Source organism: Deferrisoma palaeochoriense, from assembly GCF_054656955.1.
Genome location: NZ_BAAHXI010000028.1, coordinates 20,906 through 47,048, shown reverse-complemented (window position 1 = coordinate 47,048; position 26,143 = coordinate 20,906). Strand labels below are relative to the sequence as shown.

Sequence of the window (26,143 nt, the reverse complement as noted above, 5' to 3'; positions counted from 1 at the left end):
CCCCCCGCCCCCGGCAATACTTTTGAAGGTATTAGTGCTGGCGGGGCCGGTAGCGGGAGGGGTCCAGGGAGAGGTCTTGGAGGAGCCGGTGGACGTGGCGGCGATTCAGGCCCGCGTGCCGCGCCACCTTGGAAACGTTGCCCCTGTACTTGGTCAACAAGGCTTCCAGGTACCGGCGGGACACGTCGTCGACGGCCCGGGCCTTTACCTCGGCGTAGGTGAGGCCGGGGGGTTCGAACTCGGCGGCCGGCCCCGCCCCCGGCAGGGTCAGGTGTGGGGCGTCCAGCACGTCGACGTCATGGAACACCAGGGCCTGTTCCAACGTGTTCACGAGTTCCCGGACGTTTCCAGGCCAAGGGTAGGATTCCAACCGCCGGATCGCCTCCGGGGTTAGTGCCCGGGTCCGGCGCCCCAGCCGTTTCGCCAGCATCGGCAAATGGTAAGCGGCCAATGCCGCGATGTCCTCCGGCCGCTCCCGCAACGGGGGAATGCGAATCTGCACCACACCGAGCCGGTAGAAGAGATCGGGCCGGAACCGGCCTTCCGCAGCCTCGGCCCCGAGGTCCCGGTTGGTCGCAGCCACCAGGCGCGCATCCGTCACCCGCTCGCGCGTCTCCCCGACGCGGGAATAGGTCCGGTACTCGAGAATCCGCAGAAGCTTCTTCTGGACCCCCAGTTCCAGTTCTCCGATCTCGTCGAGGAACACGGTACCCCCCGAGGCCACCTCGAAGTAGCCCGCCCGATCCCGGTACGCTCCCGTGAACGCCCCTTTGGCGTGCCCGAAGAGTTCACTTTCCAGGACCGCCCCGTGGAGCGCCGCACAGTCGACCGTGATGAACGGCTCGGCCGCCCGCGGCCCCCGGCGGTGGATCTCCCGGGCCACGAGTTCCTTTCCGGTGCCGGTTTCCCCCGCGACGAGCACCGTGGAGTCCGTTCGCGCCACGGCCTCCACCCGGTCGAGCACCCCGCGCATGGCCGGGCTGGCCGCCACCAACCCAGGCGGCGGCCCGGCCCGCGCCAGGGCCTCCGAAAGGCCGTCCCTCTCCCGCATCAGGCGCCCCTGTTCGATCGCCCTGCGCAGGGTCGCATCCACCTCGTCCAGATCGAAGGGCTTCGTGAGGTAGTCGTACATCCCCTGGCGTAGGGCCTCCACCGCCCCCCGAATGGTCCCGTATCCGGTGAGGACTACCACGGGCAACCCAGGGATCCGCTCCCGTAACGCCCGGCCCAACTCGAGTCCATCCATTCCGGGCATTTTTAGATCCACCAGGGCCACGTCGGGCCCCCAAGGCGCCGCGCCATCCAATGCGGCCCGTGCGTTCCCCTCGGCCCAAACCTCGTACCCCATGGCACCGAGGGCCTTGGAGAGGGCCTGGAGCAACTTCTCGTCGTCATCCACCACGAGCACCCGAGGCCTTTCGCTCATTCCCCGTCTCCCCCGTTGCGGCCCGTGGGAAGCACCACCCGAAACACGCACCCTGCGGGCATCCGATTTTCCACCTCAATCTTCCCCCCGTGATTCCTGACGATCCGAAACGAAACCGGCAACCCGAGGCCGGTGCCCTGCCCCACCTCCTTGGTCGTAAAAAACGGCTCGAAGATCTTGGGCAGAAGGTGATCCGGCACGCCAGGGCCCTCGTCCTCCACCTCCAACACCACGACGGTGGTATCGAGGCGGGTCGCCACCCGGACCCGGCCCCCCGTCCCCTGGGCGTCCAAGGCGTTCCCCAGGAGGTTCCAGAGGACCTGCCGCATCCCCGACCGATCCAGCTCGAGCGCCGGCACGGCGGGGTCGAGGTCCGTCTCCAGCAGGATCTCCCGCGACTTCGCCTCGTGGCGCACCAGCCCGACCATCTCCTCGATCAGGCGGTTGAGGTCCGTCGGAACCCGTTGCGACGCGTCCGACCTCGCCAGATCGAGCAAGGCCCCGACCTTGTCGCGAATCCGGCGGACCTCCTCGAGCACCACGGCGAGGTCTTCCCGGGCGTCGGGCGGAAGGTCGGGGTTCCGGCTGAGCAGTTGGGCGTACGTCGCGATCGTCGCCAGGGGGTTATTGACCTCGTGGGCCACCCCCGCCGCCAACCTCCCCACGGCCGAGAGTTTTCGCTCCTGTTCCATCTCGGCGTACGCCCGCTCGAGCTCCCTCTTTTTCTCCTGGAGGCTCTCGGCCATGGAGTTCAACGCCCGGGCGAGCCGGCCGGTATCCCCCCGGCCTTCGGGCAGGCGGTGCTCCAGGTGCCCCTCCCCGATCCGGCGGATCCCACGGAGGAGAACCCGGAGCCCCTTGGATTGGTGCACCGCCACGAGCCAGGCGAGCCCGACCACGCCCAGGGTGGCGAACACCAGGATGTGGACGAAATTGACCCGGATGCGGTCCGTCTCCCGCAGGATCTTTCCCGCGCTCTCGTAGGCCGGCCCGACGACGTCCGCTTCGGGCACCAGCAGCGCGAGCCGCCACCCCGGCGGCCTCACCTCGGCCGTGGCCGCAAACCACCCACCGTCGCGCAGGTAGTGGACCCGGGCCGGATCCCCGGCGAGTTCCTGCCCCACCTCGGCCACGAAGGAGGCGGACAGGTCCTGGCCGTGGGCCGGACGCGATGGGTCCAGCCCAAGGTCCGCCAGGGGGAAGTTGGCGGAGGCGGCCAAAATCCTGGGCCCCGCCAGGAGGGCCGAGGCCGACCCCTCCGAGACGCGGATCGTTCCGATCTCCCGGAGCAGCTTGTCCACGGTCACGTCCATTCCCACCGTGGCGACGTGCTCCCCGCCGACGTAGGCGGGGGAAAGGCAGGAGATCATCCACTCGTGGCTCAGGGGATCGAGGTAGAGGTCGGTGAACACCTCGCCCCGGCCCGGGTTGTGAGCCGGGTCGGCCAGGTAATAGAAGGGCCAGGTGGTGTAATCCTTGTCCCGAGGCATCCCGCCGAAATCCCGCCAGGGATAGGCCCGGGTGATCCCGTCTCGCAGGATCATCCAGGCGAGCACGATCCGCTCCTCGCGTTCCACAATGGGCCGGGCCACCAGGTCGAAGACCTCGGTTCTCTGGACCAGGGGCAACAACTCCGGCCGGAATCTCGGCACGAACAGCACCGAGTTCCCGTCGTCGGTGAGGTTCCCGAAACTCCCGTCGGCGGCGAGCGCGTACACGCTGCCGTTGCGGCCGGCAAGGGCCCCGTCCCCCACAAGCACGCGCTCGACAAACCGCCGCAGGACATGCACCTCGTCGGCCAGGCGGCGAAACCCGCCGGCCAGACGCTCCGACTCCTGGGCCAGTTTCTCGGTCATGCGGTTCATCTGGGCCGAGATGAGAAGGGCGCGGGTCTCCTCGACGGCCGCCACCTGGATCGTGCGCAGGTGCCCCAGGGAGAGCGCGGTCATCACCCCGATGGGGGCGAGGGCGAGAACGAGAAAGCTGAGGACGAGTTTCGCGGGAAGACCCATGACTCCCGCCGTAGGGCCGAGGGAATCGGACCGGCCGCGGTCCTGGAGGCCGGCACCCGGTCGCCAGAAAAAGCAAATTTCAGGCCGTTTGTTACCCAACCCCGTCCAGGAGATCGGCCACCCGAGCCACTCCGGCGAGCTCAAGGCCCGGAACCCGGCCCAGGTGCTTGGCGGTGGTCGCGGGCAGGAACGCCCGGCGGAACCCGAGTTCCCGGGCCTCGGCGAGCCGGGCGTCGGGCCGGGAGACGCTCCGGACCTCGCCGGCCAGCCCCACCTCGCCGAAGAACACGGCGTCGGCCGGGAGCGGCCGGTCCCGAAACGCGCTCACGAGCGCCGCCACCACGGCGAGGTCCACGGCCGGCTCGGCCACACGAAGCCCTCCGGCCACGTTCACGAAGATGTCGTGGGTGGCAAGGGGAAGCCCCAGCCGCCGCTCCAGCAGCGCCGCCAGGATCTGCACCCGGTTTCGCTCGATGCCCGAGGTGGTGCGCTGGGGCGCGGCAAAGGCGGCCGGGGCCACCAGGGCCTGCACCTCGACGAGCAGGGTGCGGGTGCCCTCCAGGCACGGCACCACGGCGGAGCCGGCCGCGCCCCGGGGGCGCTCGGCCAGGAACAGGGCCGAGGGGTTCGCCACCCCCTGGAGGCCGGCGTCCCCCATCTCGAACACCCCCACCTCGTTGGTGGACCCGAACCGGTTCTTCACGGCCCGCAGGATCCGGTAGGGGTGGCCCCGGTCCCCCTCGAAGTAGAGCACCGTGTCCACCATGTGCTCCAGCAGCCGGGGCCCGGCCAGGGCCCCCTCCTTGGTCACGTGGCCCACCAGGAACACCGGCACGCCCCGGCCCTTGGCGAGCACCGAGAGCCGTCCCGACACCTCCCGCACCTGGCTCACGGTGCCGGGGGCGCTTCCGATCTCGGGGGCGTAGAGGGTCTGGACGCTGTCGGCCACCAGGATCTCCGGGGAGGTCTCGTCCACGGCCGCAAAGACCCGCCCCAGGTCGGTCTCGCTCAGCACGAAAAGACCCGGGGCCGGCCCGCCCAGGCGGTCGGCCCGCATCCGGATCTGGCGGGCCGACTCCTCGCCCGTGACGTAGAGGACCTTCCGGCCGGCCCGGGCCTGGGCCTGGAGCATCTGGAGGAGCAGGGTGGATTTCCCGATGCCCGGGTCGCCCCCCACCAGCACGGCCGAACCGGCCACGATGCCGCCCCCCAGCACCCGATCGAGCTCGGGCAACCCCGAGGGCCAGCGCAGCTCCGCCCCGCCCTCCACCTCGGCCAGGGGCGCGACCCTCCCCGACGACGCGAGCCCGGCGTAGGCCCCCCGGCCCGGGGCCGGCTCGGGCCGGGACTCGGCGAGGCTCCCCCAGGCCCCGCAGTCGGGGCACCGGCCCAGCCACTTGGGGCTCTGGGCCCCGCACTGCTGGCACTCGAACACGGTCCGGATCTTGGCCATGGGCGGCAGGGTAACACGGGGGTTCGGAGCCGAAAAGCGCCCTCACCAGATGTAATCGGCCGCGATGTCGCGCTTGTCCTTGCCCCAGAGCACGTGGACCACCCGCAGGCGCTTGAGGCGCTGGGGGCTCAGGGTGCCCAGCGGGATGTACACGATCCTCCGGTCCATCCACGAAGCGTACTGCTTCAGGAACCCCCGGGGCGGCCGGGGGGCGCAGTAGACCACGAACCGGTCCTCGGAGTAGTCGATGCCGGCCGCGAGGAGCCGTTCGGCCGGGGTGCGGGTCCAGGCGTAGTCGGGGTCGGTCCACACGTCGGCCATCCGAAGCGGCGGGTACGAGAGCAGGAACCCCCCGTACTCGCACCGGCAGATGCCGGGCCCCACCACGTTGTCCAGGGGCGCCGTGGCGTAGAACGCCATGTCCGACTCCTGGTCGTGTTCCCCGAGCCAGGTCATGGTGAAGGGGTGGCGCTCCAGGTCGGGGTCCTCGTCGAAGATCACCACCACGCTCCCGACCCCGCCCGGCACCTTCCGGAACTCCCGGACGTAGATCTCCCCCTCGGGCAGGTGGCGGATCGTCTCGCGCATGTCGATGCCGTCCAAGAGCGACCCCCGGAACGGCTCGGACCGGGCCGACTCCTCGGAAAGGACGCGACCGGCCTTCTGCTGGAGCCACCGGCCGAAGGCCTCGATCACCTCGTCCTCGGGCGGGTAGGAGCAGATGCCCTGGGGGTCGAACCCCTCGAGCCACTCGCCGGGGGCCTTCTCCCCCTTGCGCCGCCGGGGCACCCGGAGCACCCGCCGCTTCGTGCGGCCGAGCCGGCGGCGGATGCGGATGCGGCGGGACCCCATCCGGAGTTCGTCGGCCGAGAGTTCCACCGCGGCCAGGTCGTCGGCCCCCTTCTGCCACGGGGTGTGGCCCGCGAGCCGGAGCACCGCAAAGGCGAAGTTGTCGTCGGCCACCGACCGGGCCCCCTCGACGAGCTGGTAGAGGTCCGGCAGGAGCCGACCATCCAGGAGGGCCCAGTTGCGCAGGTACCGAAAGAGCGTGCGGACCTGCCAGGGCTCGAGCGTCTCCCCGGTCTCCTGCCGGTAGTGCCGGCCCGCGAGCCGTACCAGGTGGTAGAGGCACCGCTGGCGGTCGAGGGGCCGGCCGGGCGGCCCGTTTCGGGCGGCGGCCCAGGCCACGGCGTCGTCGAGGGCGCGTTTCTCGTCCCACCGGGCCCGGCCGGTCAGGATCTCCAGGGCCCCCACCCGCTTTCGCACGGTGGAGCCCTCGAGGTCGGGCTCGGCCACGGGGCCGGCCCGCCGAAGCTCGTACACCGCCTGCACGAAGGGGATCTCGCTCGCCACCTCGGGGAGGCTCTCGGCCGAGAGGTGAAAGAGCCGCACCCCCTCGCGCCGCAGCCGGGCCAGGGGCTGGGCGTGGGGGCCCGGGAGCATCCGGCCCACCCGCTCCAGGTGGGCCAGACCGCACACGAAAAGGACCCGCTCCCCCGGCCCGGCCGCCGCCGCGAGCCCGGCCGCCATGGCCCGCTCGCGCCGCAGGTCGGCCTGGGTGGCCGGATAGGGCCGCTCCCGCAGGCACGCCTCCACATAGGCCCGGTGGCCCACGCGGGTCACGGCGTAGGGGTCGGGGAACGGCTCGTCGTGCTCGGGGGGTTGGTCGATGTCGGCGTCCACGAAGTGGAGGGGAAGATTCGCCTCGCGGCCGCGGCGCAGGGCCTCCACGAAGGGGTCGGCCGGCTCCACGAGCCAGTAGACGGCCTCGTCCCCGGCGGTCTCGTAGGTCACCACCGAGACCCGGGGCAGCCGGGCCAGGGCCCGCTCCACGGCCTCCCGCAGGGTGGGCGGAAGTTCCACGGCCACGGCCGTGGGCCGCACCGCTTCGAACGCCCGGGCTACGGCCCCGGCGAACTCCACCCGGCCGTGGAGCACGGGCACGGCCACGACCTCCCCGCCCCGCGGGGCCTGCCAGCGGGCGAGGTAGAGGCCGCCCTCACCCATGCGGGGGCCCCTCCGTTGCGGATCGCAGGGCGTCCGGGTATGTTGTTGAAAGATTCAACATCAGGAGATGCCCCATGGCCACCGTGAATTTCAGCGTCCCCGACGAGGTCAAGAAGGCCTTCAACGAAACCTTCGCCGGCCGGAACAAGAGCGCGATCATCGCCAGGCTCATGATGAACGCGGTGGAAGAGGAGCGCCGCCGGGTGCGGCGGGCCCGGGCCATCGACGCGATCCTGGAGCTCCGGGCCACGGCCCCTGGCAGCACCGACGAGGAGATCCGCGCCGCACGGCGGGAGGGCAGGCCGTGACGACGGTGGTGGTGGACGCGAGCGTCACGGTCAAGTGGGTCCTGCCCGATCGGCCCGGCGAGGACGACGTCGGGCCGGCCGTCGCCCTGTTGCGGGATATCCAGGCGGGTGCCGTGGCCCCGCTCCAGCCGCCCCATTGGCTCGCCGAAACGGCCGCCGTGATCGCCCGCCTCGCTCCGGATCTGGCCCGACGGGCGACACGCCTGCTCTGGGCCCTCGAGTTCCCGGTCCTCGACACCTGGGAACTGTACGAAACGGCCACGGATCTTTCGGTTCGGCTGGGCCACCATCTGTTCGACACGCTGTACCACGCCGCCGCGCTCGTGAGCCCCGGGGCGGTGTGTTACACGGCCGACACCAAATACCTCGTCAAAGCGCAGGGGCTCGGGCGAATCGCCTCCCTCTCCTCCTACGTTTCCCGCTCCGGGAACTTGAGATAGGCCAGGGCGTCCTCGCCGATCACCTGCTCCAGGGCCCGGGGGACCCAAGCCACCGGGTCCTCCCCCGAGGCCCGGGCGAGCTTGAGGGCGTACCGGGCCGCGTTGATCCCGTCGCGCACGCCGTAGGGCTCGTCGGCGGCGTGGGCCGCCTGGAGGAACCCCACCACGTACCGCAGCAGGTCCTCCGGGGCGAAGGGCAGGTGCTCCCGGAGGATCGCCAGCTCCTCCTCGGCCTCGGGGAAGTCTACCTGGATCTGGGGCTGGAGCCGGGTGTGGATGTACTCGGGGATCTCGTAGGTGGAGGCGTCCTCGTTCATGGTGACGGCCAGCCGGAAGTCGGGGTGGGCCCGGATCTGGAGCCCCGTGAGCACCGACTCCACGTACCGCCGGTCGTCCAGGAGCGGGGCCAGGGAGGCCCAACTCTTCTCGCTCATCCGGTTGCCCTCGTCGAGCACGCACACCCCGCCCCGGATCGCCGCGGTCACGAGCGCGCTCGCCACGTACTGGATCTTCCCGTCGGGCCCCACCACCGGGCTCACCACCAGGTCCTCGGGCCGGGTGTCCATGGTGGCCTGGAAGAGGTACACCTCCCGGCCCAGGCGCCGGGCCGCCGCGAACGCCAGCGTGGTCTTCCCGACGCCGGGGCGGCCCACGAGCCGGGGGGTCATGGGCCGGTCGCGCTCGTCCAGCACCATCCAGGCCGCGAGCACCTGGCGCACCAGGTCCTCCCGGCCCACCCAGGGCAGGTCCAGGTCGGCCGGCCGGGCCAGGTGGAGGGTGACGCCGTCGATGGTAACCTGTCGCATGTCTCGTTCCTCGAACCGAACGCCCGGCGGCCTCGCCTGGGGGGCCGGCCGCGCGGAAAAGCGAAGGGACCGATGCCCCGCGATTATCCCCCACCCCGAACCCGCCCCACAAGGACGCTGCTCGCCGCCCTCCTCGTGCTCGCGGCGGCCTGCCTCGGCGCCGACCGGCCCGGCCGGTTCCCGGTGGAGGTCGTGCACGTGATCGACGGCGACACCGTGGTGGCCCGGTGGGCGGGGCAGGAGGCCCACGTGCGGCTCCTCGGGGTGGACACGCCGGAAAGGGCCCGCGAGGGCCGGCCGGCCGAGCCCTTCTCCGCCAAGGCCACCCGGTTCACCCGGTCGCTTATGGAACGGGCGGATCGGGTGGAACTCGAGATCGCCGGCGACCGGGTGGACGCCCACGGCCGGGTGCTCGGTTTCCTGTGGCTCACCCTGCCCGGCCGGCCGGACCCCGTGAACCTTTCGGAGGAACTCCTCCGGGCGGGGCTGGCCGAGGCCATACGGCACTTCGAGTATCCGGGGAAGGAACGGTTCTTGCGGTTGGAACGGGAGGCGTGCCGCCGAAGGGTGGGGCTGTGGCGCCAGCGGTCATGCCCCTACTGAGGCCGGCAGGGCCACCCCGACGCGGGTGCCCTGTTCGGGGGTCGAGTCGATCCGCACGGCCCCGCCCACGGCCCGGGCCACCCCCCACACCACCGAGAGCCCGAGGCCCCGGCCCAGGAACTTGGTGGTGAAGAACGGGTCGAAGGCCCGGCGCCGGGTTTCTTCGTCCATACCCGGGCCGGTGTCGACCACCTCGAGAAGGACATAGGGCGTGCCCGGCGCCGGTTCCCCGGCCTCGGCCCCCGCGAACCAGGCCGCCGGGTCCTCCAGGGGCGCCGCCCGCACCGTGACCCGCCCACCCGACGCCGCCACGGCCTCCACCGCGTTGGTGACGAGGTTCTGGACCACGAGCCGGGCCTGGGCGGGGTCGACCCAGGCCACCGGGGCGTCCGGGAGCGCCTCGATCTCCACCCCGACCCCGTCGGGCACCAGATCCCCCAGGTCGTCCACCACCTCCGCCGCCACCCGGCCCAGATCCACCGCCTCGGGCTGGGCGCGTTGCACCCCGGCGTAGGCGAGGAGCTTCGCCACCAGGTCCGCGGCCCGGCCCGAGGCCGCCACGATGCGCTCGAGGCCCTTGCGCGCCCGTCCGGGAAGATCCGCGTCCAGCAAGGCGAGTTCCGCGTTGCCCTGGATCACCATGTGGAGATTGTTGAAATCGTGGGCAATGCCGGCGGCGAACCGGCCCAGGGCCTCCAGCCGCTCGGTCTCCCGGAGTCGGCGCTCGAGAGCCTCGCGCGCCTCCCGGGCCCGGACGAGATCCGTGATGTCCCCCCCGTACACGTGGACCCACCGCCCGCCCGCCACCGGAAGGGCGTTCCACGAAAACCACCGCCCCGCCCACTCCACCTCCCGGCGCAGCACCGGCCGGCCCGTGGCGGCCGCCCGGCGAACCACCTCGGGGGCCGGCGGGGGCAGCAGGTCCTCCGGGCCCCGCGCGCCCACCTCCGCCGCGAGCCGTCGGGCCGCGGCGTTCGCCCATAGAAGCCGGCCCTCCCGGTCGAACGAGAGCACCGGTCCCGGGCTCTCCTCGGCCAGGGCCGCGAGGCGCTCGAGATCCTCCCGCGCCCGGTGGAGTTCGGTGAGGTCCGTGACGCTCACGAGGGCCCGGCCCCGGTCGGGCCCCTCGGCGGACACCCAGAACCGCAGGAGGACCCGGAGGGGGCGGCCGTCGAGGGTGCGGTTCTCGGCCTCCATCTCGAACCCGGTTTTCCCCCGGGCCAGCGCCTTCACGGCCTCGCCGAACGCGGCCAGCCCCGAGGGGGTGAGGACCTGCTCGAGGGAGCCGAGAAGCACCTCCTTCCTTCGGGCGCCGTAGAGCTCCAGGGCACGGCGGTTCACGTCGAGGACCCGTACCCGGGCTGCCAGATCGACCAGGAGTTGCGGATCCTTCCGGAGCCGGGACGAGAGCTCGCTTCCCTCGGCCCGGAGTTCCTCCACCCGGTCGAGTAGCGCCGAGGCGTCCTCCTCCCACAGCGCGACGGGGGCCATCTCGAAGAGCGTTCGATACCGCGCCTCCCGCCGCTCCACCTCGGCCTGCCGGCGGGCCTCCTCCCTCAGCAACCGCCCCACCACCCACGCCACCGCGCCCGCGGCCGCAACGACGAGAACTCCCGCCTCGATCCGACGGAACCGCAAGAACCCCTCCGGGTCCAGCCCCAGGTCGGCCACCCACCGGTCCGACACCAGGAGCCACGCCGCCCCCGCCCCCAGGAACGCGGCCCCGGCCAGCACCGCCCGCCGCCCCGACGGATCGCCGAAAAACCCCACGGATGTCCTCCTCGGGTCTCGAGGGCCTCGCTTCCCCGACCCCTGCCGGAAGGTGGAGCACCGATCCCCTGCGGGATGCCGCGCGGCCCCGGAGCCCTCGCTCGTTCCCCCCGGGGTCGGCCCCCCTTCCCCACACCCGCCCCACTATGCATACCACGTTCCTCAAGAATCGCGAGCGGGGACCTCGCGCCCGAACCTCGAACGTGCGGAATCCCCTGGCGACAACCACCCCGGTTGCGGGTACAATGCGCCCCGCCATGTACGGAAACGTTCTCGTATTCCTGATTGCGATCGCGATCCAGGCCCTGGCCCCCCGGGGCGGGGAGCCGGTCTGGACCCTGTCGGCGGCCGGGCACATGGTGCTCTACCCGGTGGTGACCTGGGCCGCCCTCCGGTGGCGGTTCCGGCGGCTCATGGCCCAGGCCCTGCACGACGAGGCCGAGGCCGGCCACCTCCGGGCCCTCTTCCCCGGGCTCGTGCAGACCTACCAGGCGGTCATGCTGGTGCCCTTCGCGGCCGTGTGCTACGCCACCGACTACGTGGGGCTCGTGGTGGAGCCGGCCGCCGGCCGCTCCGAGATGCTGGCCAGCGTGCTCGGGATCCTGCCGTTCGTGGCGCTTCTGGGGATCCTGTGGTGGGAGGCCTACCCCCTGCACGGGGTGCTCCTGGGGGGAAGCCGCAGCCGGGCGCGGTTCGTGTGGTCCCACGCGCGCATGGAGCTGCCCGTGCTCGCGCCGTGGGTCGTGCTCATGGCGCTCTCGGACGCCCTCCGGGCCCTGTGGCCGGCCGGGTACGCGGCCCTCGAGGGCAACCCCCTGCTCCAACTCCTCTACGCGCCGGCGTTCCTCGCCCTCCTGGGGATCTTCCTGCCGGCCCTCGTCAAGGCCATGTGGGGGTGCCAGCCCATCGAGCCCGGCCCGTTGCGCGACCGGCTCCAGGCCCTGTCGGACCGGCTCGGGCTCCGGGTGGCCGAGATGCTCTACTGGCCGCTCCTGGAGGGCCGGGTCCTGACGGCCGGCATCGTGGGTCTCGTGCCCCGGTACCGGTACTTGCTCATCACCCCGGCCCTGGCCGAGATCCTCACGCCGGAGGAGATCGAGGGGGTGGTGGCCCACGAGGCCGGCCACGTGCGCCACCACCACCTGTGGATCTACCTCTTTTTCTTCGTGGGGTACGTGGGGCTCGTGGCCGTGTTTTTCCGGCTGGTGGAGGCCGCCCTCGCGGGGTGGGGCATCGCCGACCCCCAGTTCCTCCGGAACCCCCGGGCCGACCTGATCGTCTCGGCCTCGACCACGGCGGGCCTGCTGGTGCTCCTCGTGGCGTATTTCCGGGGGATCTTCGGCCGGCTGAGCCGGGCCTTCGAGCGCCAGGCCGACCTCTACTCCCTGGAGGCCCTGGGCCGGCCCGAGCCGGTGGTGTCGGCCCTGGAGCGGGTGGCCCGGTACTCGGGGGACATCCGGGACCTGCCGAGCTGGCACCACGGCTCCATCGCCGAGCGGGTGGCCTTCCTTTGGGCCGCGGCCCGGGACCCGGCGGTGGGCCGGGCCCATCACCGCAGGGTGCGGCGGCTGGTCGCGGCCATCAGCTCGGGGGTCGTGCTCGTGGGCGGCCTCGCCGTGGCCCTCCACACGGGCCCCCTGGACCGGGGGCTCAACCGGTTCGTGGCCGAGCAGGGGCTCCGGCACCGGGTGGAGAAAAACCCCCGGGACGCCTCGGCCTGGTTCGTGCTGGGGAACCTCTACTACGAGGCGGGGGACGAGGCGAAGGCCGAGGAGGCCTACCTCCGGGTGATCCGGCTCGACCCCAAGAACGCCGAGGCCCTGAACAACCTGGCCTGGATGTACGTGACCACGAAGGACCCGTCGCGCTACCGGCCCGAGCGGGCCCTGGCCCTGGCCGAGATGGCCGTGCGCCTCAAGCCCGACCCCCACATCCTCGACACCCTGGCCGAGGCCCGGTTCCGGGTCCGCGATTTCCCGGGGGCCGTGGAGGCGGCCCGGGCGGCCCTGGCCCGGGCCCGGTCGAACCGCGCCTATTACGAAGCTCAGCTCCGCAAGTTCAAAGCCGCGGCCGAGGCCCAGAGATTACTCCCGCCCCCCGCCGGGAAGCCGGGCTGACGTCCGCACGTCCTAACGTCCCAACGGATCCCCCATGACCGACACGCTCCACGCCCTTCTGGAAAAGCTCGACCGCATCGCCGAACTCCTCGGCGGCCCGGAACCCGGCGCGGCCGCCCCCCCGGACCCCGCGACCCGAGCCTTCGTGTGGCAGGGCCGGTTCGCGCCGGTGGCCCGGGTGGCCGAGATGGACCCGGACCTGCTCCTCGGCATGGACCGCCAGAAGGCGGCCTTATACGCCAACGTGGAGCGGTTTCTGGCCGGCGCCCCGGCCCACGACGTGCTCCTGTGGGGCGACCGGGGCACCGGGAAGTCGTCGCTCGTGCGCACCCTGTTTCGGGTGTTCCCGGACCTCGCCCTGGTGGAGGTGCCCGAACCCCGGATCCCCGAACTCCCGGCGCTCCTCGAGGGCCTTTCGGCCGACCCGCGGCGGTGGATCGTGTACCTCGACGACCTCTCCTTCGCCGGGCCCGACGACCGGTACCGGGAACTCAAGGTGCTCCTGGAGGGGGGGCTCCGGGCCCGGCCCGAGAACACCCTGGTGGTGGCCACCTCGAACCGCCGCCACCTCGTGCCCGAGCGGTTCCCCAACGACGGCGAGATCCACCCCCAGGAGAGCGTGGCCGAGACCGTGAGCCTGGCCGACCGGTTCGGGCTCTCCCTGGGGTTCTACCCCTTCGATCCGGCCACCTACCGCCAGGCCGTGGCCCGGCACCTGCGGGCCTTCGGGGTGGAGCCGCCCCCCGGGTGGGAGGCCGAGGCCGAGCGCTGGGCCCTGGAGCGGGGCATCCGCTCCGGCCGGGCCGCCCTCCAGGCCGCCCGGGAGATCGCAGGGAACCTGAAGCGTTGACTTGGTCCACCACGACATTTGGTTTTGGCTGAGTGGGAGGTTTCTGCCATGCTCACGGTGAGCGTACACGAAACCAAAACTCATCTTTCGAAGCTTCTGGACCGGGTGAGTGCTGGCGAGGAGGTCGTGATCGCGAAGGCTGGGAAACCGGTTGCCCGCCTGATTCCGTACACCGCGGTCCCCCCGCGGCGCGTTTTCGGCCGGGATGCCGGACTCTTCACCGTGCCGGACGACTTCGACGACGAACTTCCGGAGTGGGGTTCGCCGGTCGGCGAGAAACGATGATCACCGTCTGCCGCCCGTATTGCGCTTCCAAGTAACTTCCCGCTGGGATGCTAGGAAGCTGGGAGGCTAGGACGCGAAAATCCTTTGGGATTTCAGCGTCTGCGGTTGTCCTAACCTGTGGGAGCGGTTTTCGAGCCGCGACCCTGTCCCTTCGGGCCTTCGGCCCGGATCGCGGCGGGGACGCCGCTCCTACCTCCGGGCACTGACTCGCGCGTTACTGTCATGCACAACGGGGCCCCAAAGGGGCGCTGGGGAGCTTCCAATGCCCCCCGGGAGGCCGGCGGTTCGGCTTCCGAAAGCACTCCCACGAGTGAGCGCCCCACTTGAGCCGGCCACGGCGCTTCGGCTACGATCGCGGAGGCCAGCGAACAGGCCAGCCCTTGCCATCCATCCCGGCCCGTGGCCCATGACCCCAGCCGAGTTCATCGCCAAATGGCGCGGCGTCACGCTCTCGGAGCGGGCCGCGGCCCAGCAGCACTTCCTCGACGTGTGCGACCTCGTGGGCCACCCCAAGCCCGCCGAGGCCGACAAGGACGGCTCCTGGTTCACCTTCGAGCGGGGCGCGGCCAAGGCCGGGGGCGGCGACGGCTGGGCCGACGTGTGGAAGAAGGGCTTTTTCGGCTGGGAGTACAAGGGCCGCCACAAGAGCCTCGACAAGGCCTACGCGCAGCTCCTCCAGTACCGGGAGGCCCTCGAGAACCCGCCCCTCCTGGTGGTGAGCGACACCGACCGCATCGTCGTCCGCACGAACTTCACGGCCACCCCCACCCAGATCTACGAGATCGCCCTGGAGAACCTGGGGGAACCCCGGAACCTCGAGATCCTGCGGGCCGTGTTCCACAACCCCGAAGCCCTGCGGCCCGGCGCCACGAGCGCGGTCATCACCGAGGAGGCGGCGCGCCGCATCGCCGAGATCGCCCAGGCCCTGCGGGGCCGCGGGGTGGACCCCCACCGGGCCGCCCGGTTCCTCGACCGGGTGGTGTTCTGCCTGTTCGCCGAGGACATCGGGCTCCTGCCCGAGGGCCTGTTCACCCGGCTCCTCGACCGCACCCGCACCGACCCCGCCCGGTTCCAGAAGCTCGCCTCGGACCTCTTCGGGGCCATGGCCCGGGGCGGCGACTTCGGGGTGGACCCCATCCGGCGGTTCGACGGCGGCCTCTTCGACGACCCCGAGGCCCTGGAGCTCACCCCCCGGGAACTCGACGCTCTGCACCGGGCCGCCCGCCTCGACTGGAGCGCCGTGGACCCCTCGATCTTCGGCACCCTATTCGAGCGGGGCATGGACCCGGCCAAGCGAAGCCAGCTCGGCGCCCACTACACGAGCCGGGCCGACATCGAGACCCTGGTGGAGCCCGTGGTCCTGGCGCCCCTGCGCCGGGAGTGGGCCCGGGTCCGGGAGCTGTGCGAGAACCTCCTGCGCACCGGCCGAAAGCACCCCAAGGGCGGCGAGCCGCCGCCCGGGCCGCGGCTTCGGGCCAAGGCCCGGGGCGAGGCCGGCCAGATCCTCCACCGGTTCCTGAACCGGCTCGCCCGGGTGAAGGTGCTCGACCCGGCCTGCGGCTCGGGCAACTTCCTCTACGTGACCCTCCAGAAGCTCAAGGACCTCGAGAAGGAGGCCCTCGTCTTCGCCATGGACCGGGGCCTGGGGAGCTTCCTGCCCCAGGTGGGGCCCTGGCAGCTCTACGGCATCGAGAAGAGCCCCTACGCCCACGAACTCGCCCAGATGGCCGTTTGGGTGGGCTACCTCCAGTGGACCCGGGCCAACGGCTACGGCTGGGGCGCCGACCCGGTGCTCCGGCCCCTGGAGCAGAACTTCCTGTGCAGGGACGCGATCCTCGACCTCTCGGACCCCGAACACCCGGCCGAGCCCGAGTGGCCCGCCGTGGACTGCATCGTGGGGAACCCGCCGTTCCTGGGCGGGAAGAAGCTCCGGGCCGAACTGGGCGACGACTACGTGGACGCCCTGTTCCGGGTGTACAGGGGCCGGGTGCCGGCCGAGGCGGACCTGTGCGCCTACTGGCTGGAGAAGGCCCGGGCCGCCGTCGAGCGGGGCCGGTGCCGCCGGGCCGGGCTCCTGGCCACCCAGGGGATCCGGGGCGGGGCCAACCGCCGGGTGCTCGAGCGGATCAAGGAGACCGGCGACATCTTCTTCGCCGAGAGCGACCGGGACTGGATCCTCGACGGGGCCGCCGTGCACGTGAGCATGGTGGGGTTCGACGACGGCGAGGAGACCGAGCGGGTGCTCGACGGCCGGCGGGTGGACCGGATCAACGCCGACCTCACGGCCCGGGCCGACCTGACCCGGGCGGTCCGCCTTCCGGCCCTTCGGAACCTGGCGTTCATGGGCGACACCAAGGGGGGCCCCTTCGACCTGCCGGCCGACGAGGCCCTGCCGCTCCTGGGCCTGCCCAACCCCCACGGCCGCCCCAACTCCGACGTGCTCGTGCCGTGGGTGAACGGCCTCGACGTGACCCGCCGGCCCCGGGACATGTGGATCGTGGACTTCGGGTGCGACCTGCCGGAGGAAGAGGCGGCCCGGTACGAGGCCCCCTTCGAACTCGCGCGCCGGCGGGTGCGGCCAAAGCGCCTGGAAAACCGGCGGGCGGCGTACCGGGACGCCTGGTGGCGCCACGTGGAGCCACGACCGGCGATGCGCGCCGCCCTGGCGCCCCTGGGCCGCTTCGTGGCCACAGCCAGGGTGGCCAAACATCGGATCTTCGTTTGGGTCCGCCCGCCCACCCTTCCCGACTGCCAACTCATCGTCTTTGCCACCGACGACGACTTCTGGTTCGGCGTGCTCCACAGCCGGTTCCACGAGGTGTGGGCCCTGCGGATGGGCACCCAACTCGAGGACCGGCCCCGCTACACCCCGACCTCCTGCTTCGAGACGTTCCCCCTGCCCGAGGCCCCGGCCGACGCCCGACGGGCCGTGGCCGAGGCGGCCCGGGACCTCGACGAACTGCGGGAGCGGTGGCTCAACCCGCCCGAGTGGACCCGGCAGGAGGTGCTCGAGTTCCCCGGCTCGGTGGACGGCCCCTGGGCCCGGCACGTCACGAACCCCGACGAGCGGGGGATCGGCACGGTGCGCTACGCCCGCCGGGTGCCGGCCGACCCCAAGGCCGCCCGGGAACTCAAGCGCCGCACCCTCACGAACCTCTACAACGAGCGGCCCCGGTGGCTCGACCTGGCCCACCGGCGGCTCGACGAGGCCGTGGCCGCGGCCTACGGCTGGCCCGCCGACCTCGGCGACGACGAGATTCTGGAACGGCTCCTGGCCCTGAACCGGGAACGGGCCCGCGACTCCGGGGAGGAATCCTGATGGCGCGCGACGAGAAGCGACGACAGAAGGCCCTGCAGAAGAAGGCCGCCAAGCGAAAGGCCAAGAAGGCGCCCAGGGCCGGCACGGGGGGCGGCCGAAAGCCCTCCGTTCCGGCCGACGCGCCGGTGCACGAGTGCCTCGTGCCGGAGGAACTGTTCGAGCAGGGGCTCGGGAACGTGGTGGTGGCCCGGCGGCTCCCCGACGGCCACATCGCCGCCGGGGTGTTCCTGGTGGACGTCTACTGCCTCGGGGTCAAGGGCGCGTTCCTGGCCCGGTACACCCTGGAGGAGTACCGGCACCACATGGACCACCTGGCCGAGATCCACCGCCTCCGATCCGAGGACCCGGCCGCCGTGCGAAAGCTCGTGGAGGGGGCGGTGGCCTACGCCCGGGATCTCGGGATCGAGCCCCACCCGGACTACCGCGACGCCCGGCGGGTGTTCGCGGGCATCGACGCGGACGCCTGCGAGCGGGAGTTCACCTACGGAAAGGACGGAAAGCCCTTCTACGTGGCCAGCCCCCGCGACTCGGCGCTCCGGCGCAAGAAGATCCTCCAACTCCTGGAGCGCCGCTGCGGCCCCGGGGGGTACGACTACGTGCTGCCGCTGGACACCCCGCCGTTCGGCTGATGCGACCACGGGTCCGATCACCCAGCCCGTCTCGGAAAGGAACTCCCATGCCGAGTGCAAAACCCTTCAACCCGCTCGCCGGACTCGACCTTCCGCCCTTGTTGGAGATGTCGGCGGCCGAAGCCTTGGAAAAAGCGGGCTACAACCTCGACGACGGTCATGACGCCTTGGCCGGCATGGCCGCGTTCGCGGCCGCGGTCCGGGTGTACAACGCGGCCTTCCCCCCACGGGAGCCGAAACAACCCCGGAAGGTGGGCCGCAACGACCCGTGTCCCTGCGGGAGCGGCCGCAAGTACAAGAAGTGTTGCGCCCGGAGCCCCGAGCCGGAGACCGCCCCCCGCGCTCCGCACCGGGCACCGAACGTGGACCCGTTCGACCTGATTCCCCGCCTTTTCCCCACCGACGGAGACCCCGAGGAGGACCTCCGGGTCCTCTCGCGGATCTTCCAGGAGGACCCGGGCCTCCGGGAGGTTCGGTTCGGGAAAGACCGCCTGCGAGAGTTCCTGCTCGGGGAGTTGCGGGGCAAGACGGAAGAAGATCGTACTCCCGACCTCTACAGGGAACTGATGCGCCGCTACCTCCGGGAGGTGGAACCCCCCGCCTCGTTGGGCGATCTGAAACAGAAGGTCCTGGAAGCCGCCCCGCGCTGGCGGGACGACCCCGCCGCCCTGCGCGCCATGGCCGCGGGGGTGGCGTTGGAACTGCTGGCCGAGGCAATGGCCGAGGAAACCCCCTCGGTCGCGGATGACCCAACCCCCTTGGATCTAATCGTTTACGAACTGACCATCACGAACATGGTGGAGGCCCAGGTTCGGTGGCCGGAATGGGTCGAAGGCATGGGGGGGCCCGATGCGCTGCGGCAGCATCTGGCCAGGGGGCAACCCCTGCCGTTGGAGGGGCTCCCGCTCGACGCGGCGGAAGCGATTCCGGACGAGGTACGAGAGGCGGCGGAAGAGCACCTTCAGGAGCTGGTCGAGGAGATCCTGGCCGAGGGGCTGCCCCAGGGGCTCCCCTTCGCGAGCGTTCTGCCGTGCCTGGTGAGGTTCGCCCTGCTCGTACGGGAAACCCCGAAGCCGGCCCGGCAGGAGGTCACCCGCATTTTCCTGGAGACGGCGGAGGAACTGGGCCGGGAGGACGCGGAACTCTTTGACGAGTTCTTGGACCAATGGGTGCTGGAGCACGGCGACGAGGCCGATGAACCCACCTTGAAACGGATCGGGAGCGTGAGAAATCTGCTGGCCGGCGGGGACATCCCCGCCCCCCTCGGATCCGCGCTCCTGCTGCACGCCCTGAAACGCGGCTCGGAGGGCTTCTCGGACCTGGAGGGGGCCCCAGCGCTCGCTGCAGAGGACGGCGAATCCGCGACCGGTGCCCTCTCCCCCGAGTTTCTCGAGCGCTACGGGGACTTCCTGTGGGAGCAGGCCCTGCCCGACATGGCCCGCCGCACCTGGAATCTGTGCCGGCTGTTCGGCCCGTTGCCCCCGTCGGTCGATGAGAAGCTCTCCCGCTGGGAAGCTGGGAGGCTAAGAGGCTAAGATCCTTCGTGATTCTATTCTCAGCGGCTCCCAAACCGCCCCCCTCACCCCGGCCCTCTCCCCCCTCGGGGGGAGAGGGCATTTTGTGGTGGTGCCACAAAGCGGCACCGATCCCCCTCCCCTGGAGGGAGGGGGACAGGGGGAGGGGGCAAGCCCCGGCGCCGCCCCCCTCTGTTCCAAGAAGCCTCCGCCGTCGGTCGCCGGTCCCGCGGGGGCCGGTCCGCTGGCCCGGACCGCGGCGACGCGCCGTGCGGCCGACCGGCGAAAAGGTATTGCAAACAGGCCGCCTCTACCCGGTTTCTCCTGTCTTGTGTCCTCCGGCCTCCGTCCCCCGGCACGGCAGGTACACCCGGAACGTGGTCCCCCGGCCCGGTTCCGACTCCACCGTGATGTGGCCGCCGTGTTCGGCCACCAGGCCGTGGACCTGGGAGAGCCCGAGCCCCGTGCCCTCGCCGGGGGCCCGGGTGGTGAAGAACGGCTCGAAGATCCGGGGCAGCACGTCGGCCGGGATCCCCTCGCCCGTGTCGGCCACGGTGATCCGACACCACTCCCCCTCGTCCGGGGCTCCCGGCTCGGCAGGGAGGTTCCCCGGTCCGACCCGGTCCACGGCCAGGGTCAGGGTGCCGCCCTCGGGCATGGCGTCGCGGGCGTTGGCCGCCAGGTTGAGCACTGCCTGCTCGAGCCCCATCGGATCCGCCCACACCCGGTGTTCGCCCGGGGCCGAGCGAAACTCCAGAGCGATGCGGCCGGGGAGGAGCCGCCGCACCATCTCCGAGAAGGCGCCGAGGTGCTCGGGGAGATTCACGACGGTCTTCTCCCTGGGCGTCCCCCGGCCGAAATCGAGCAACTGGCGCACCAGCACCTGGCCGCGCCGGGCCTGCTCGCCGATCACCCGCAGAGCGTTTCGGACCCGTTCGGGCACCCCGGGCAGGTCGGCCAGCATCTCCGGGTAGAGCACCATCGGGGTGAGCAGGTTGTTGAAATCGTGGGCGATGCCGGCGGCGAACTGCCCCAGGGCGGCGAGCCGCTCCTGGGCGCGCAGCTCGGCCTGGCGGCGCTTCTCCTCGGAGAGGTCGCGCACCAGGGCCAGCACCCGCCCCTCGGCCTCGGGCCCCTCGAGCCGCCGGAGCCGCACCTCCACCGGGAACGTGCTCCCGTCCTTGCGCCGGGCCACCCACTCGAAGTCCTGGGGCGTCCCCTCACGGGCCCGTCGGACCCTCTCGAAGACCTCCGAGGAGTCGACGCCCGCGCCGCTCGCCTCCGCCGGATCCACCTCGCGAAACTCCTCTCGCGACCACCCATAGATCCGCTCCACGTTCTCGTTCACGTCCTCGGCGCGGCCGTCGGGCCCGTGGACGAAGATCATGTCGGGCACGGCGTCGTAGATCGCCCGCAACAGGGCCTCGCGCAGCCGCGATCGGGAGCGGTTCCGGGGCTTCGGCATGGGGGGCTCCGGGGAAGGGGATGGTGTCCACCCTACCACGGGCGGTTCGGAGGGCGCACGAGCGGCCCCGGGCCTGCGCCCGGCAAGAGAGTTTTCGGCCCCCCGCTTCATGGCTTTCCAGCCTGCCCGCCTCCTAACCTCGCCCACCTTCCGGCACCGCGAGGAGGACGCCCGTGGCCGCCAGGGCGAGCGCCGCCCCCGCCCCGAAGGCCACCGGCGCCCCCCAGGCGGCCCACAGGGCCCCGAAGAGCACGCTCGCCGGCAGGGCCATGAGCCCCATGGCGGCGTGGACCCATCCGTAGGCCGCGCCCCTGGCCCCCCGGGGGGCCAGGGCGGCCGTCCAGACCCGTTCGGCCGGCTCGGCCAGCCCGAAATAGAGGCCGTAGGCCAAGAACCACCCGATCCCCGCGGCCCGCCCCCGGGCCAGGGCGAACCCGAGGTACACCACGGCGTACCACAGCCATCCGGCCGCCAGGCATCGGCGGGGCCCCAACCGGTCCACGGCCCGCCCGCCCCACAGGTTCGCCGCGGTCTTCACCCCGTGGTGGGCGGCCCACAGGAGGGCCACCCCGGCGGCCGGGGCCCCCAGCTCGGACATGCGAAGCAGGAGGAAGGCGTCGGTGGAGTTCCCCAGGGTGAAGAGCCCCAGGGCCAGGAGAAGCCGCCGGAACCCGGGCCCGAACCCCGCGGGCTCGGGGGCCCCGGCCTCGGCCGGTCCGGACGGAGGGGACCGCGCCGGTTCCGCCACCCCCCACACGATCACGGCCACCACGGCCGCCGCCGGCAAGGCGGCCAGCCAGAACACGGCCCGAAGGGGCACCCCCCAGCCCAGGAGGGCCGCCGCCACCAGCGGCCCCGCCACGGCGCCCAGGTGGTCCATGGCCCGGTGGAACCCGAACGCCCGGCCCCGCTGGCCGGGCTCCACGGCGTCGGCGATCAGGGCGTCGCGGGGCGAGGTGCGAAGCCCCTTGCCCACCCGGTCGGCGAACCGAAGCCCGAGCACCCCGACCCAGGAGGCGGCCGCGCCGATCAGGGGGCGGCTCATCCCGGACACCGTGTACCCCAGGAGCACCAGGGGTTTTCGGCGCGCCATCCGGTCGGACCACCGGCCCGACACCCACTTGAGCGCCGAGGCCGTGGCCTCGGCCACTCCCTCGATCACCCCCAGGGCCCCGGCCCCCGCCCCCAGGACTCCCGTGAGGAACCCCGGGAGCAGGGGATAGATCATCTCGCTCGAGAAATCCGTGAGCAGGCTCACCCACCCGAGCGCCTTGACCGTGCCCGGGAGCTCCCGGCTCAAAACGCGCCGACCCATGCCAGGCCTCCCCCGCCCCGGCCGAGCCAGGGCACCAGCCGGGCGGTGGATCCCTCCGGCCGGTGCGCCACCCACCACCCGGTGGCGGCCCCGAGGAGTGCGCCGGCCGCCACGTCGCTCGCCCAATGGTCGTCGTCGTGGAGGCGCGACCAGCCCACCAGGCCGGCCAGGGGGTAGGCGATCCATCCGGCGCCGGGGATCCGCTCGCCGGCCACGGTGGCCACGGCGAACGCGAACGTGGTGTGCCCCGAGGGAAACGACGACCGCCCGCCCCCGGGCCCGCCCCGAAACGGGCGAACCGTGCCGGCGCCCTCCCCCTCCCCGGGCCGGCTTCGGCCCACGGCCACCTTGAGCACCGAGGCCGCGGCCAGCGAAAACACCCCGGCCTCGGCCATCCGAAACCCGGTCTCCCGCACCCCGTCGGCCCCGGCCGCCCAGCCCCCCAGGTAGGTGGCCGCCACCACGGCCCCGCCCCAGCCCAGGGGCTCCCCCAACCCCTTCAGGGCCCGGGCGAGATCGTGGGTTCCCCCCGTGCGGGCGTCCTGCACCGAGGTCCGGATCCCCTCGTCGGCCAACTCCACGGCCACCACGCCCCCCACCGCGAGCCCCAACCGCCCCCATTCCTTCGCCCCCCACCCCCCGGGCGCCGTGGCGTAGGCTCCGGCGTCCCGGACGGCCCGGGCCGCGTCACCGCGGACACCCGCGGCGGCGGGCCCCGCCGTCACCGCCAGGGCGAGGGCGATGCCCCGAAGGAAGCCTCGCCTCACGCCCCGGCCCCCCGGCCCCGCCGGGCGGCCGCGAGGTCCCAGGCGCCCACGGCGAACACGACGAACAGAATCGTGCCCGGGACGTGGGTGGCCACGAAGCTGCGCAGGTGGAGGAACACCAGGTTTCCGGCGCGGGCGAGAAGCCCGAACGGCGGCGACGGGATCCGGACCACCTCCTCGCGCACGCCCCCGGGCCCCACGGTGACCTTCACGTAATGGTAGAAGTCATGCTCCGGGTCGATCCCCACGAGCGGCGCCCCCGCCCCCCCGGTGAGGGTGAACGGCACCCCCTCCCACTCCCCCCGGTAGAACCCGTGGATGTGGGAGCAGTACAGCCTCGTGACCCCCCACCGCCGGAACGCGGCCGCGTATTGCCGGGCCGTCGCGTCGTCGGCCAGACTGTGGTGGAACATCCAGTTGCCGGCCCGGGCCGGGAGCAGGGCCTTGAGCCAGTCGAGGTCCGTGCGGTGGCGGGGATCGAACAGCGGCACGTGGAACATCACGAACGTGTGCGCCGCGTCCGATTCCCCCAGCACCCGCCCGGCCCAGGCCCACTGGGACGGCTCGAACCCCACCTCGTCGGCGTCGTCGAGCACCACGAACAGGGCGTCGCCCACCCGGAACGAGTAGTAAAACGGCCCGAAGGCCTCGTAGTACACCGCCCGGCCGCCCTCGCGGATGTCGTGGTTCCCCGGCGCCACCACGAAGGGTTTCGTGAATCCGGCGATCTGCTCCAGGAAGAACCGGTACTTCTCCCGCTCCCCGTCGAACACCAGGTCCCCGAGGTCCACCGCGAACCGGATGTCGGGGTCCGCCTCGATGCGCCGGAGGATCTCGGTGAACACGGCCTGGCTGTTGCGGTTGTCGCCCAACACCGCGAAGCTGAACGGCTCTCCCGGACCCACCGCGGGAATCCGGGCGATCTCCCGGAAGTTCCGGTCGGCCGCGGGAAGCGGTTGGGCCGCCACCGCCGCGTAGTAGGCGACGCCGGCCAGGGCCGCGGCCAGCAGGGCCAAACGGAACCACCGGCGGCGCCCCAGGTATCCGCCGGCCAGGTGCGCCAGGGCCGCTCCGGCCCGCCGGATCCGGTTCCACGCGCCGAGGGCCCGGCCCACCCGGACCAGCGCCCACCCCGCCAGCACCAACCCGACCGCGGCGGCGAGCACCTGCCACCGGTGGGCATGGAGAAACCCCAGGGCCTCCTCGAGGTTCGAGCCGAAAACGTACCCTACGAGCACCACCAGGGGGACCGAGATCACGGCCCCGGTGAGGTCGAGCAGAACGAACGTGGCGGCGTTCATGCCGCTCGCCCCGGCCAGGAAGAACACCGCGAACCGCACCCCCGCGACGAACCGGGCCAGGAACACGGCGCCCAGGCCCCGTCGGGCCAGGAGGGTTCGAGCCCGGTCCAGGCGCCGGGGGCTCGCCAGGTAGCGAAACGGCCGATGCCCGAGGAGCCGGGGCCCGTACTTTCGCCCCAGAAGGAAAAGCAGCAGGTCCCCGGCCAGCACCCCGAGAAGGGCCGCCCCCACGATGGGGTAGTACCCCGTGCGCCCCCAACTCACCACGGCCCCGGCGGCCAGGAGGATCACGTCCTCCGGCACGGGGAGCCCCAGTCCCGTCAGCACCAGCAGAAGAAAGGTCACCGGGTGGGGGTGGGTCGCCAGGAGCGTCAAGATCCGTTCGGTGAGCGAGTACACGACGTCCGCCTCCCGCCGCTACAACAGGGGTGCCAAGAGTTCCGCCAAGTCCACCAGGAGTTCTCCCACATTGCCCCTCCGGTGGGGAAACGCCAGGGGTCCGGACGCCGACGCATATTCCGCGGCGATCCGCCGCAGCGCTCCGACGTCCTCCGGGGTGTAGAGGGCCAGCCCGACCTCGAAATTCAAGTACAGGCTTCGCATGTCCAGATTGGCCGATCCGAAAAGACCGAAGCTCTCGTCGACGACGACGAGCTTCGCGTGGATCATGCTGCGGCCGTATCCCAGGATCCGGGCTCCCGCATCCCGCAAAATCTGCAACGGGCGCTCCCGTGCCCAGTCCGCCAACCGGTGGTTCGATCGCTCGGGAACGACGATGGTCACCTCGATTCCGGCCCGGGCCTGGACGGCCAGCATCTGGAGCAGGGCCTCGTCCGGAAGGAAGTAGGGCGACACGACCCACACGTGCCGCCGCGCGCGGGCGAAGGCGGCGAGCAGGGCGTCGCGCAGGGGGTTCCCCTCCACGTCCGGGCCCGCCGCCACGGCCTGGACCGTGCCCGCCCCCCCCGCCCGGGGACGCCCCGATCCCGACCGCCCCCCCGGGGTCGGCCCCCGTGGCAAACCGCCAGTCGGCGCGAAACCCCTCCTCCAGATCGGCCACCGCCGGCCCCTCCACCACCGCCGCCAGATCGGCCCACCGGCCCGGGCGGGCCGCGGGTCCCAGGTATTCCTCGGCCAGGTTCATGCCCCCGAACCACGCCCTCCGGCCGTCGGCCAGGACCAGCTTACGGTGATTCCGGAGGTTCGCGGACCACCGCCGGCGCAGGGGGAGCACCGGCAGAAACACGCCGACCCGGCCGCCGGCCTTCCGGATCGGAGCGACGAACCGTCCCCTGGCGCCCCAGCCCCCCATGGCGTCGAGGAGCAGGCAGACCTCCACCCCCGCCCGAGCCCTTTCGGCCAGGGCCTCCACGAGGGCCGCGCCCACCGGGTCGCGCCCCAAAATGAACGTCTGCACCCACAGCCGCCTCCGTGCGCCCCGGACCAGGTCGAGGAGCGCGCCGTACGCGCGCACACCGTCCGGAAGCCACGTGATGCGGTGCCCCGGGCGGGGCGGCGGCTCCCCCCGGGCCGTGAGCACCCGGGCGACCGGGGATCCGGAGGCCTCGGGCCCGGCAGGTGGAGCGGCCGTGCGGAGGCTTCCCTTTTTGCGCAGAACCTCCCGCGTGCGCGCCCCGCCGAGGAGGAGGTAGAGCGGGATCGCCACGTAGGGGATCACGACCACCCCGACGATCCAGCTGAGCGCGTTGGCCGGGGGTCTCCTTTCCCGGAGAATCCGCACCGCGAACACGAACGC

General features: G+C 72.3%; 20 protein-coding genes and 1 pseudogene. 9 read left to right on the top strand and 12 right to left on the bottom strand.

The features are described 5' to 3' along the window. Window positions 1–31: 31 nt before the first annotated feature. The 4 genes from ACYQ8L_RS09545 to ACYQ8L_RS09530 all read right to left on the bottom strand — a co-directional run bounded on the left by ACYQ8L_RS09545 (window position 32) and on the right by ACYQ8L_RS09530 (window position 6,898). On the bottom strand, window positions 32–1,426 hold the full coding sequence (locus tag ACYQ8L_RS09545) for a sigma-54-dependent transcriptional regulator (protein WP_459941561.1): 1,395 nt from the start codon (window positions 1,424–1,426) through the stop codon (window positions 32–34). Further along, window positions 1,423–3,438 carry an ATP-binding protein gene (locus tag ACYQ8L_RS09540; RefSeq protein WP_459941560.1) on the bottom strand — a complete coding sequence of 672 codons (2,016 nt, stop codon included), beginning with the start codon at window positions 3,436–3,438 and terminating at the stop codon, window positions 1,423–1,425. The genes ACYQ8L_RS09545 and ACYQ8L_RS09540 overlap by 4 nt, the downstream gene beginning before the upstream one ends. Before the next feature lie 91 nt (window positions 3,439–3,529). Further along, the gene (radA, locus tag ACYQ8L_RS09535) at window positions 3,530–4,891 is read right to left on the bottom strand and encodes a DNA repair protein RadA (RefSeq protein WP_459941559.1); all 1,362 of its coding nucleotides are present in this window, start codon (window positions 4,889–4,891) and stop codon (window positions 3,530–3,532) included. A 42-nt stretch (window positions 4,892–4,933) separates the two neighbouring features. Then, entirely contained in the window at window positions 4,934–6,898 is a 1,965-nt protein-coding gene (locus ACYQ8L_RS09530) for a hypothetical protein (protein ID WP_459941558.1), read from the bottom strand. Between the two features lie 74 nt (window positions 6,899–6,972). Between ACYQ8L_RS09530 and ACYQ8L_RS09525 the strand changes: the two genes are divergently transcribed. Continuing rightward, window positions 6,973–7,206, top strand: a complete 234-nt coding sequence (locus ACYQ8L_RS09525) for a hypothetical protein (RefSeq protein ID WP_459941557.1) — start codon at window positions 6,973–6,975, stop codon at window positions 7,204–7,206. After that, complete coding sequence (locus ACYQ8L_RS09520) at window positions 7,203–7,646, top strand: type II toxin-antitoxin system VapC family toxin (protein WP_459941556.1); 444 nt, start codon at window positions 7,203–7,205, stop codon at window positions 7,644–7,646. The genes ACYQ8L_RS09525 and ACYQ8L_RS09520 overlap by 4 nt, the downstream gene beginning before the upstream one ends. On the opposite strand, the gene ACYQ8L_RS09515 is transcribed toward ACYQ8L_RS09520, so the two are convergent. Continuing rightward, window positions 7,616–8,452 carry an AAA family ATPase gene (locus ACYQ8L_RS09515; RefSeq protein WP_459941555.1) on the bottom strand — a complete coding sequence of 279 codons (837 nt, stop codon included), beginning with the start codon at window positions 8,450–8,452 and terminating at the stop codon, window positions 7,616–7,618. The two genes, ACYQ8L_RS09520 and ACYQ8L_RS09515, sit on opposite strands and share 31 nt — an antisense overlap. 72 nt (window positions 8,453–8,524) lie before the next feature. On the opposite strand from ACYQ8L_RS09515, the gene ACYQ8L_RS09510 reads away from it, so the two are divergent. Continuing rightward, window positions 8,525–9,055 (top strand): thermonuclease family protein, encoded by a 531-nt coding sequence (locus ACYQ8L_RS09510; RefSeq protein WP_459941554.1) that lies wholly within the window; start codon window positions 8,525–8,527, stop codon window positions 9,053–9,055. Here the strand turns inward: ACYQ8L_RS09510 and ACYQ8L_RS09505 are convergent. Further along, window positions 9,041–10,825: a PAS domain-containing sensor histidine kinase gene (locus ACYQ8L_RS09505; RefSeq protein WP_459941553.1), complete on the bottom strand. Its 1,785-nt coding sequence runs from the start codon at window positions 10,823–10,825 to the stop codon at window positions 9,041–9,043. The genes ACYQ8L_RS09510 and ACYQ8L_RS09505 overlap by 15 nt on opposite strands. 257 nt (window positions 10,826–11,082) lie before the next feature. Between ACYQ8L_RS09505 and ACYQ8L_RS09500 the strand changes: the two genes are divergently transcribed. From ACYQ8L_RS09500 to ACYQ8L_RS09475, 6 genes are all read left to right on the top strand, one after another. Further along, a complete protein-coding gene (locus tag ACYQ8L_RS09500) occupies window positions 11,083–12,942 on the top strand; it encodes a tetratricopeptide repeat protein (protein WP_459941552.1) in 1,860 nt (619 codons plus the stop codon). A 34-nt stretch (window positions 12,943–12,976) separates the two neighbouring features. Beyond that, window positions 12,977–13,792, top strand: coding sequence for an ATP-binding protein (locus ACYQ8L_RS09495; protein WP_459941551.1), 816 nt, complete (start codon window positions 12,977–12,979; stop codon window positions 13,790–13,792). Window positions 13,793–13,840: 48 nt separating this feature from the next. Further along, the gene (locus ACYQ8L_RS09490) at window positions 13,841–14,077 is read left to right on the top strand and encodes a type II toxin-antitoxin system Phd/YefM family antitoxin (protein ID WP_459941550.1); all 237 of its coding nucleotides are present in this window, start codon (window positions 13,841–13,843) and stop codon (window positions 14,075–14,077) included. A gap of 406 nt (window positions 14,078–14,483) precedes the next feature. Continuing rightward, a complete protein-coding gene (locus ACYQ8L_RS09485; RefSeq protein ID WP_459941549.1) occupies window positions 14,484–17,396 on the top strand; it encodes a class I SAM-dependent DNA methyltransferase in 2,913 nt (970 codons plus the stop codon). Further along, a complete protein-coding gene (locus ACYQ8L_RS09480; protein WP_459941548.1) occupies window positions 17,396–18,025 on the top strand; it encodes a hypothetical protein in 630 nt (209 codons plus the stop codon). The genes ACYQ8L_RS09485 and ACYQ8L_RS09480 overlap by 1 nt, the downstream gene beginning before the upstream one ends. 47 nt (window positions 18,026–18,072) lie before the next feature. After that, complete coding sequence (locus ACYQ8L_RS09475) at window positions 18,073–19,560, top strand: SEC-C metal-binding domain-containing protein (protein WP_459941547.1); 1,488 nt, start codon at window positions 18,073–18,075, stop codon at window positions 19,558–19,560. Window positions 19,561–19,849: 289 nt separating this feature from the next. Here the strand turns inward: ACYQ8L_RS09475 and ACYQ8L_RS09470 are convergent, their stop codons facing one another. From ACYQ8L_RS09470 to ACYQ8L_RS09445, 6 genes and pseudogenes are all read right to left on the bottom strand, one after another. Further along, window positions 19,850–21,004, bottom strand: a complete 1,155-nt coding sequence (locus ACYQ8L_RS09470) for a two-component system sensor histidine kinase NtrB (protein WP_459941546.1) — start codon at window positions 21,002–21,004, stop codon at window positions 19,850–19,852. Window positions 21,005–21,137: 133 nt separating this feature from the next. Further along, complete coding sequence (locus ACYQ8L_RS09465; RefSeq protein WP_459941545.1) at window positions 21,138–22,319, bottom strand: MFS transporter; 1,182 nt, start codon at window positions 22,317–22,319, stop codon at window positions 21,138–21,140. After that, complete coding sequence (locus ACYQ8L_RS09460; RefSeq protein WP_459941544.1) at window positions 22,301–23,086, bottom strand: phosphatase PAP2 family protein; 786 nt, start codon at window positions 23,084–23,086, stop codon at window positions 22,301–22,303. Before ACYQ8L_RS09460 ends, ACYQ8L_RS09465 begins: the two co-directional genes overlap by 19 nt. Then, window positions 23,083–24,786 (bottom strand): VTT domain-containing protein, encoded by a 1,704-nt coding sequence (locus ACYQ8L_RS09455; protein WP_459941543.1) that lies wholly within the window; start codon window positions 24,784–24,786, stop codon window positions 23,083–23,085. The genes ACYQ8L_RS09460 and ACYQ8L_RS09455 overlap by 4 nt, the downstream gene beginning before the upstream one ends. Window positions 24,787–24,804: 18 nt before the next feature. After that, window positions 24,805–25,329 (bottom strand): phospholipase D-like domain-containing protein, encoded by a 525-nt coding sequence (locus ACYQ8L_RS09450; RefSeq protein ID WP_459941542.1) that lies wholly within the window; start codon window positions 25,327–25,329, stop codon window positions 24,805–24,807. A gap of 94 nt (window positions 25,330–25,423) precedes the next feature. Further along, window positions 25,424–26,137 (bottom strand): annotated as a pseudogene (locus ACYQ8L_RS09445) (phospholipase D-like domain-containing protein); the annotation flags it as partial. Between the last annotated feature and the right edge of the window lie 6 nt (window positions 26,138–26,143).

What these genes read in the sequence shown, in the direction of transcription:
- radA (WP_459941559.1), bottom strand. Translation starts at nt 4,891, where the DNA reads ATGGCCAAGATCCGGACCGTGTTCGAGTGCCAGCAGTGCGGGGCCCAG.
- ACYQ8L_RS09485 (WP_459941549.1), top strand. Translation starts at nt 14,484, where the DNA reads ATGACCCCAGCCGAGTTCATCGCCAAATGGCGCGGCGTCACGCTCTCG.
- ACYQ8L_RS09475 (WP_459941547.1), top strand. Translation starts at nt 18,073, where the DNA reads ATGCCGAGTGCAAAACCCTTCAACCCGCTCGCCGGACTCGACCTTCCG.
- ACYQ8L_RS09545 (WP_459941561.1), bottom strand. Translation starts at nt 1,426, where the DNA reads ATGAGCGAAAGGCCTCGGGTGCTCGTGGTGGATGACGACGAGAAGTTG.
- ACYQ8L_RS09515 (WP_459941555.1), bottom strand. Translation starts at nt 8,452, where the DNA reads ATGCGACAGGTTACCATCGACGGCGTCACCCTCCACCTGGCCCGGCCG.
- ACYQ8L_RS09465 (WP_459941545.1), bottom strand. Translation starts at nt 22,319, where the DNA reads ATGGGTCGGCGCGTTTTGAGCCGGGAGCTCCCGGGCACGGTCAAGGCG.
- ACYQ8L_RS09480 (WP_459941548.1), top strand. Translation starts at nt 17,396, where the DNA reads ATGGCGCGCGACGAGAAGCGACGACAGAAGGCCCTGCAGAAGAAGGCC.
- ACYQ8L_RS09495 (WP_459941551.1), top strand. Translation starts at nt 12,977, where the DNA reads ATGACCGACACGCTCCACGCCCTTCTGGAAAAGCTCGACCGCATCGCC.
- ACYQ8L_RS09500 (WP_459941552.1), top strand. Translation starts at nt 11,083, where the DNA reads ATGTACGGAAACGTTCTCGTATTCCTGATTGCGATCGCGATCCAGGCC.
- ACYQ8L_RS09490 (WP_459941550.1), top strand. Translation starts at nt 13,841, where the DNA reads ATGCTCACGGTGAGCGTACACGAAACCAAAACTCATCTTTCGAAGCTT.
- ACYQ8L_RS09470 (WP_459941546.1), bottom strand. Translation starts at nt 21,004, where the DNA reads ATGCCGAAGCCCCGGAACCGCTCCCGATCGCGGCTGCGCGAGGCCCTG.
- ACYQ8L_RS09525 (WP_459941557.1), top strand. Translation starts at nt 6,973, where the DNA reads ATGGCCACCGTGAATTTCAGCGTCCCCGACGAGGTCAAGAAGGCCTTC.
- ACYQ8L_RS09510 (WP_459941554.1), top strand. Translation starts at nt 8,525, where the DNA reads ATGCCCCGCGATTATCCCCCACCCCGAACCCGCCCCACAAGGACGCTG.
- ACYQ8L_RS09530 (WP_459941558.1), bottom strand. Translation starts at nt 6,898, where the DNA reads ATGGGTGAGGGCGGCCTCTACCTCGCCCGCTGGCAGGCCCCGCGGGGC.
- ACYQ8L_RS09540 (WP_459941560.1), bottom strand. Translation starts at nt 3,438, where the DNA reads ATGGGTCTTCCCGCGAAACTCGTCCTCAGCTTTCTCGTTCTCGCCCTC.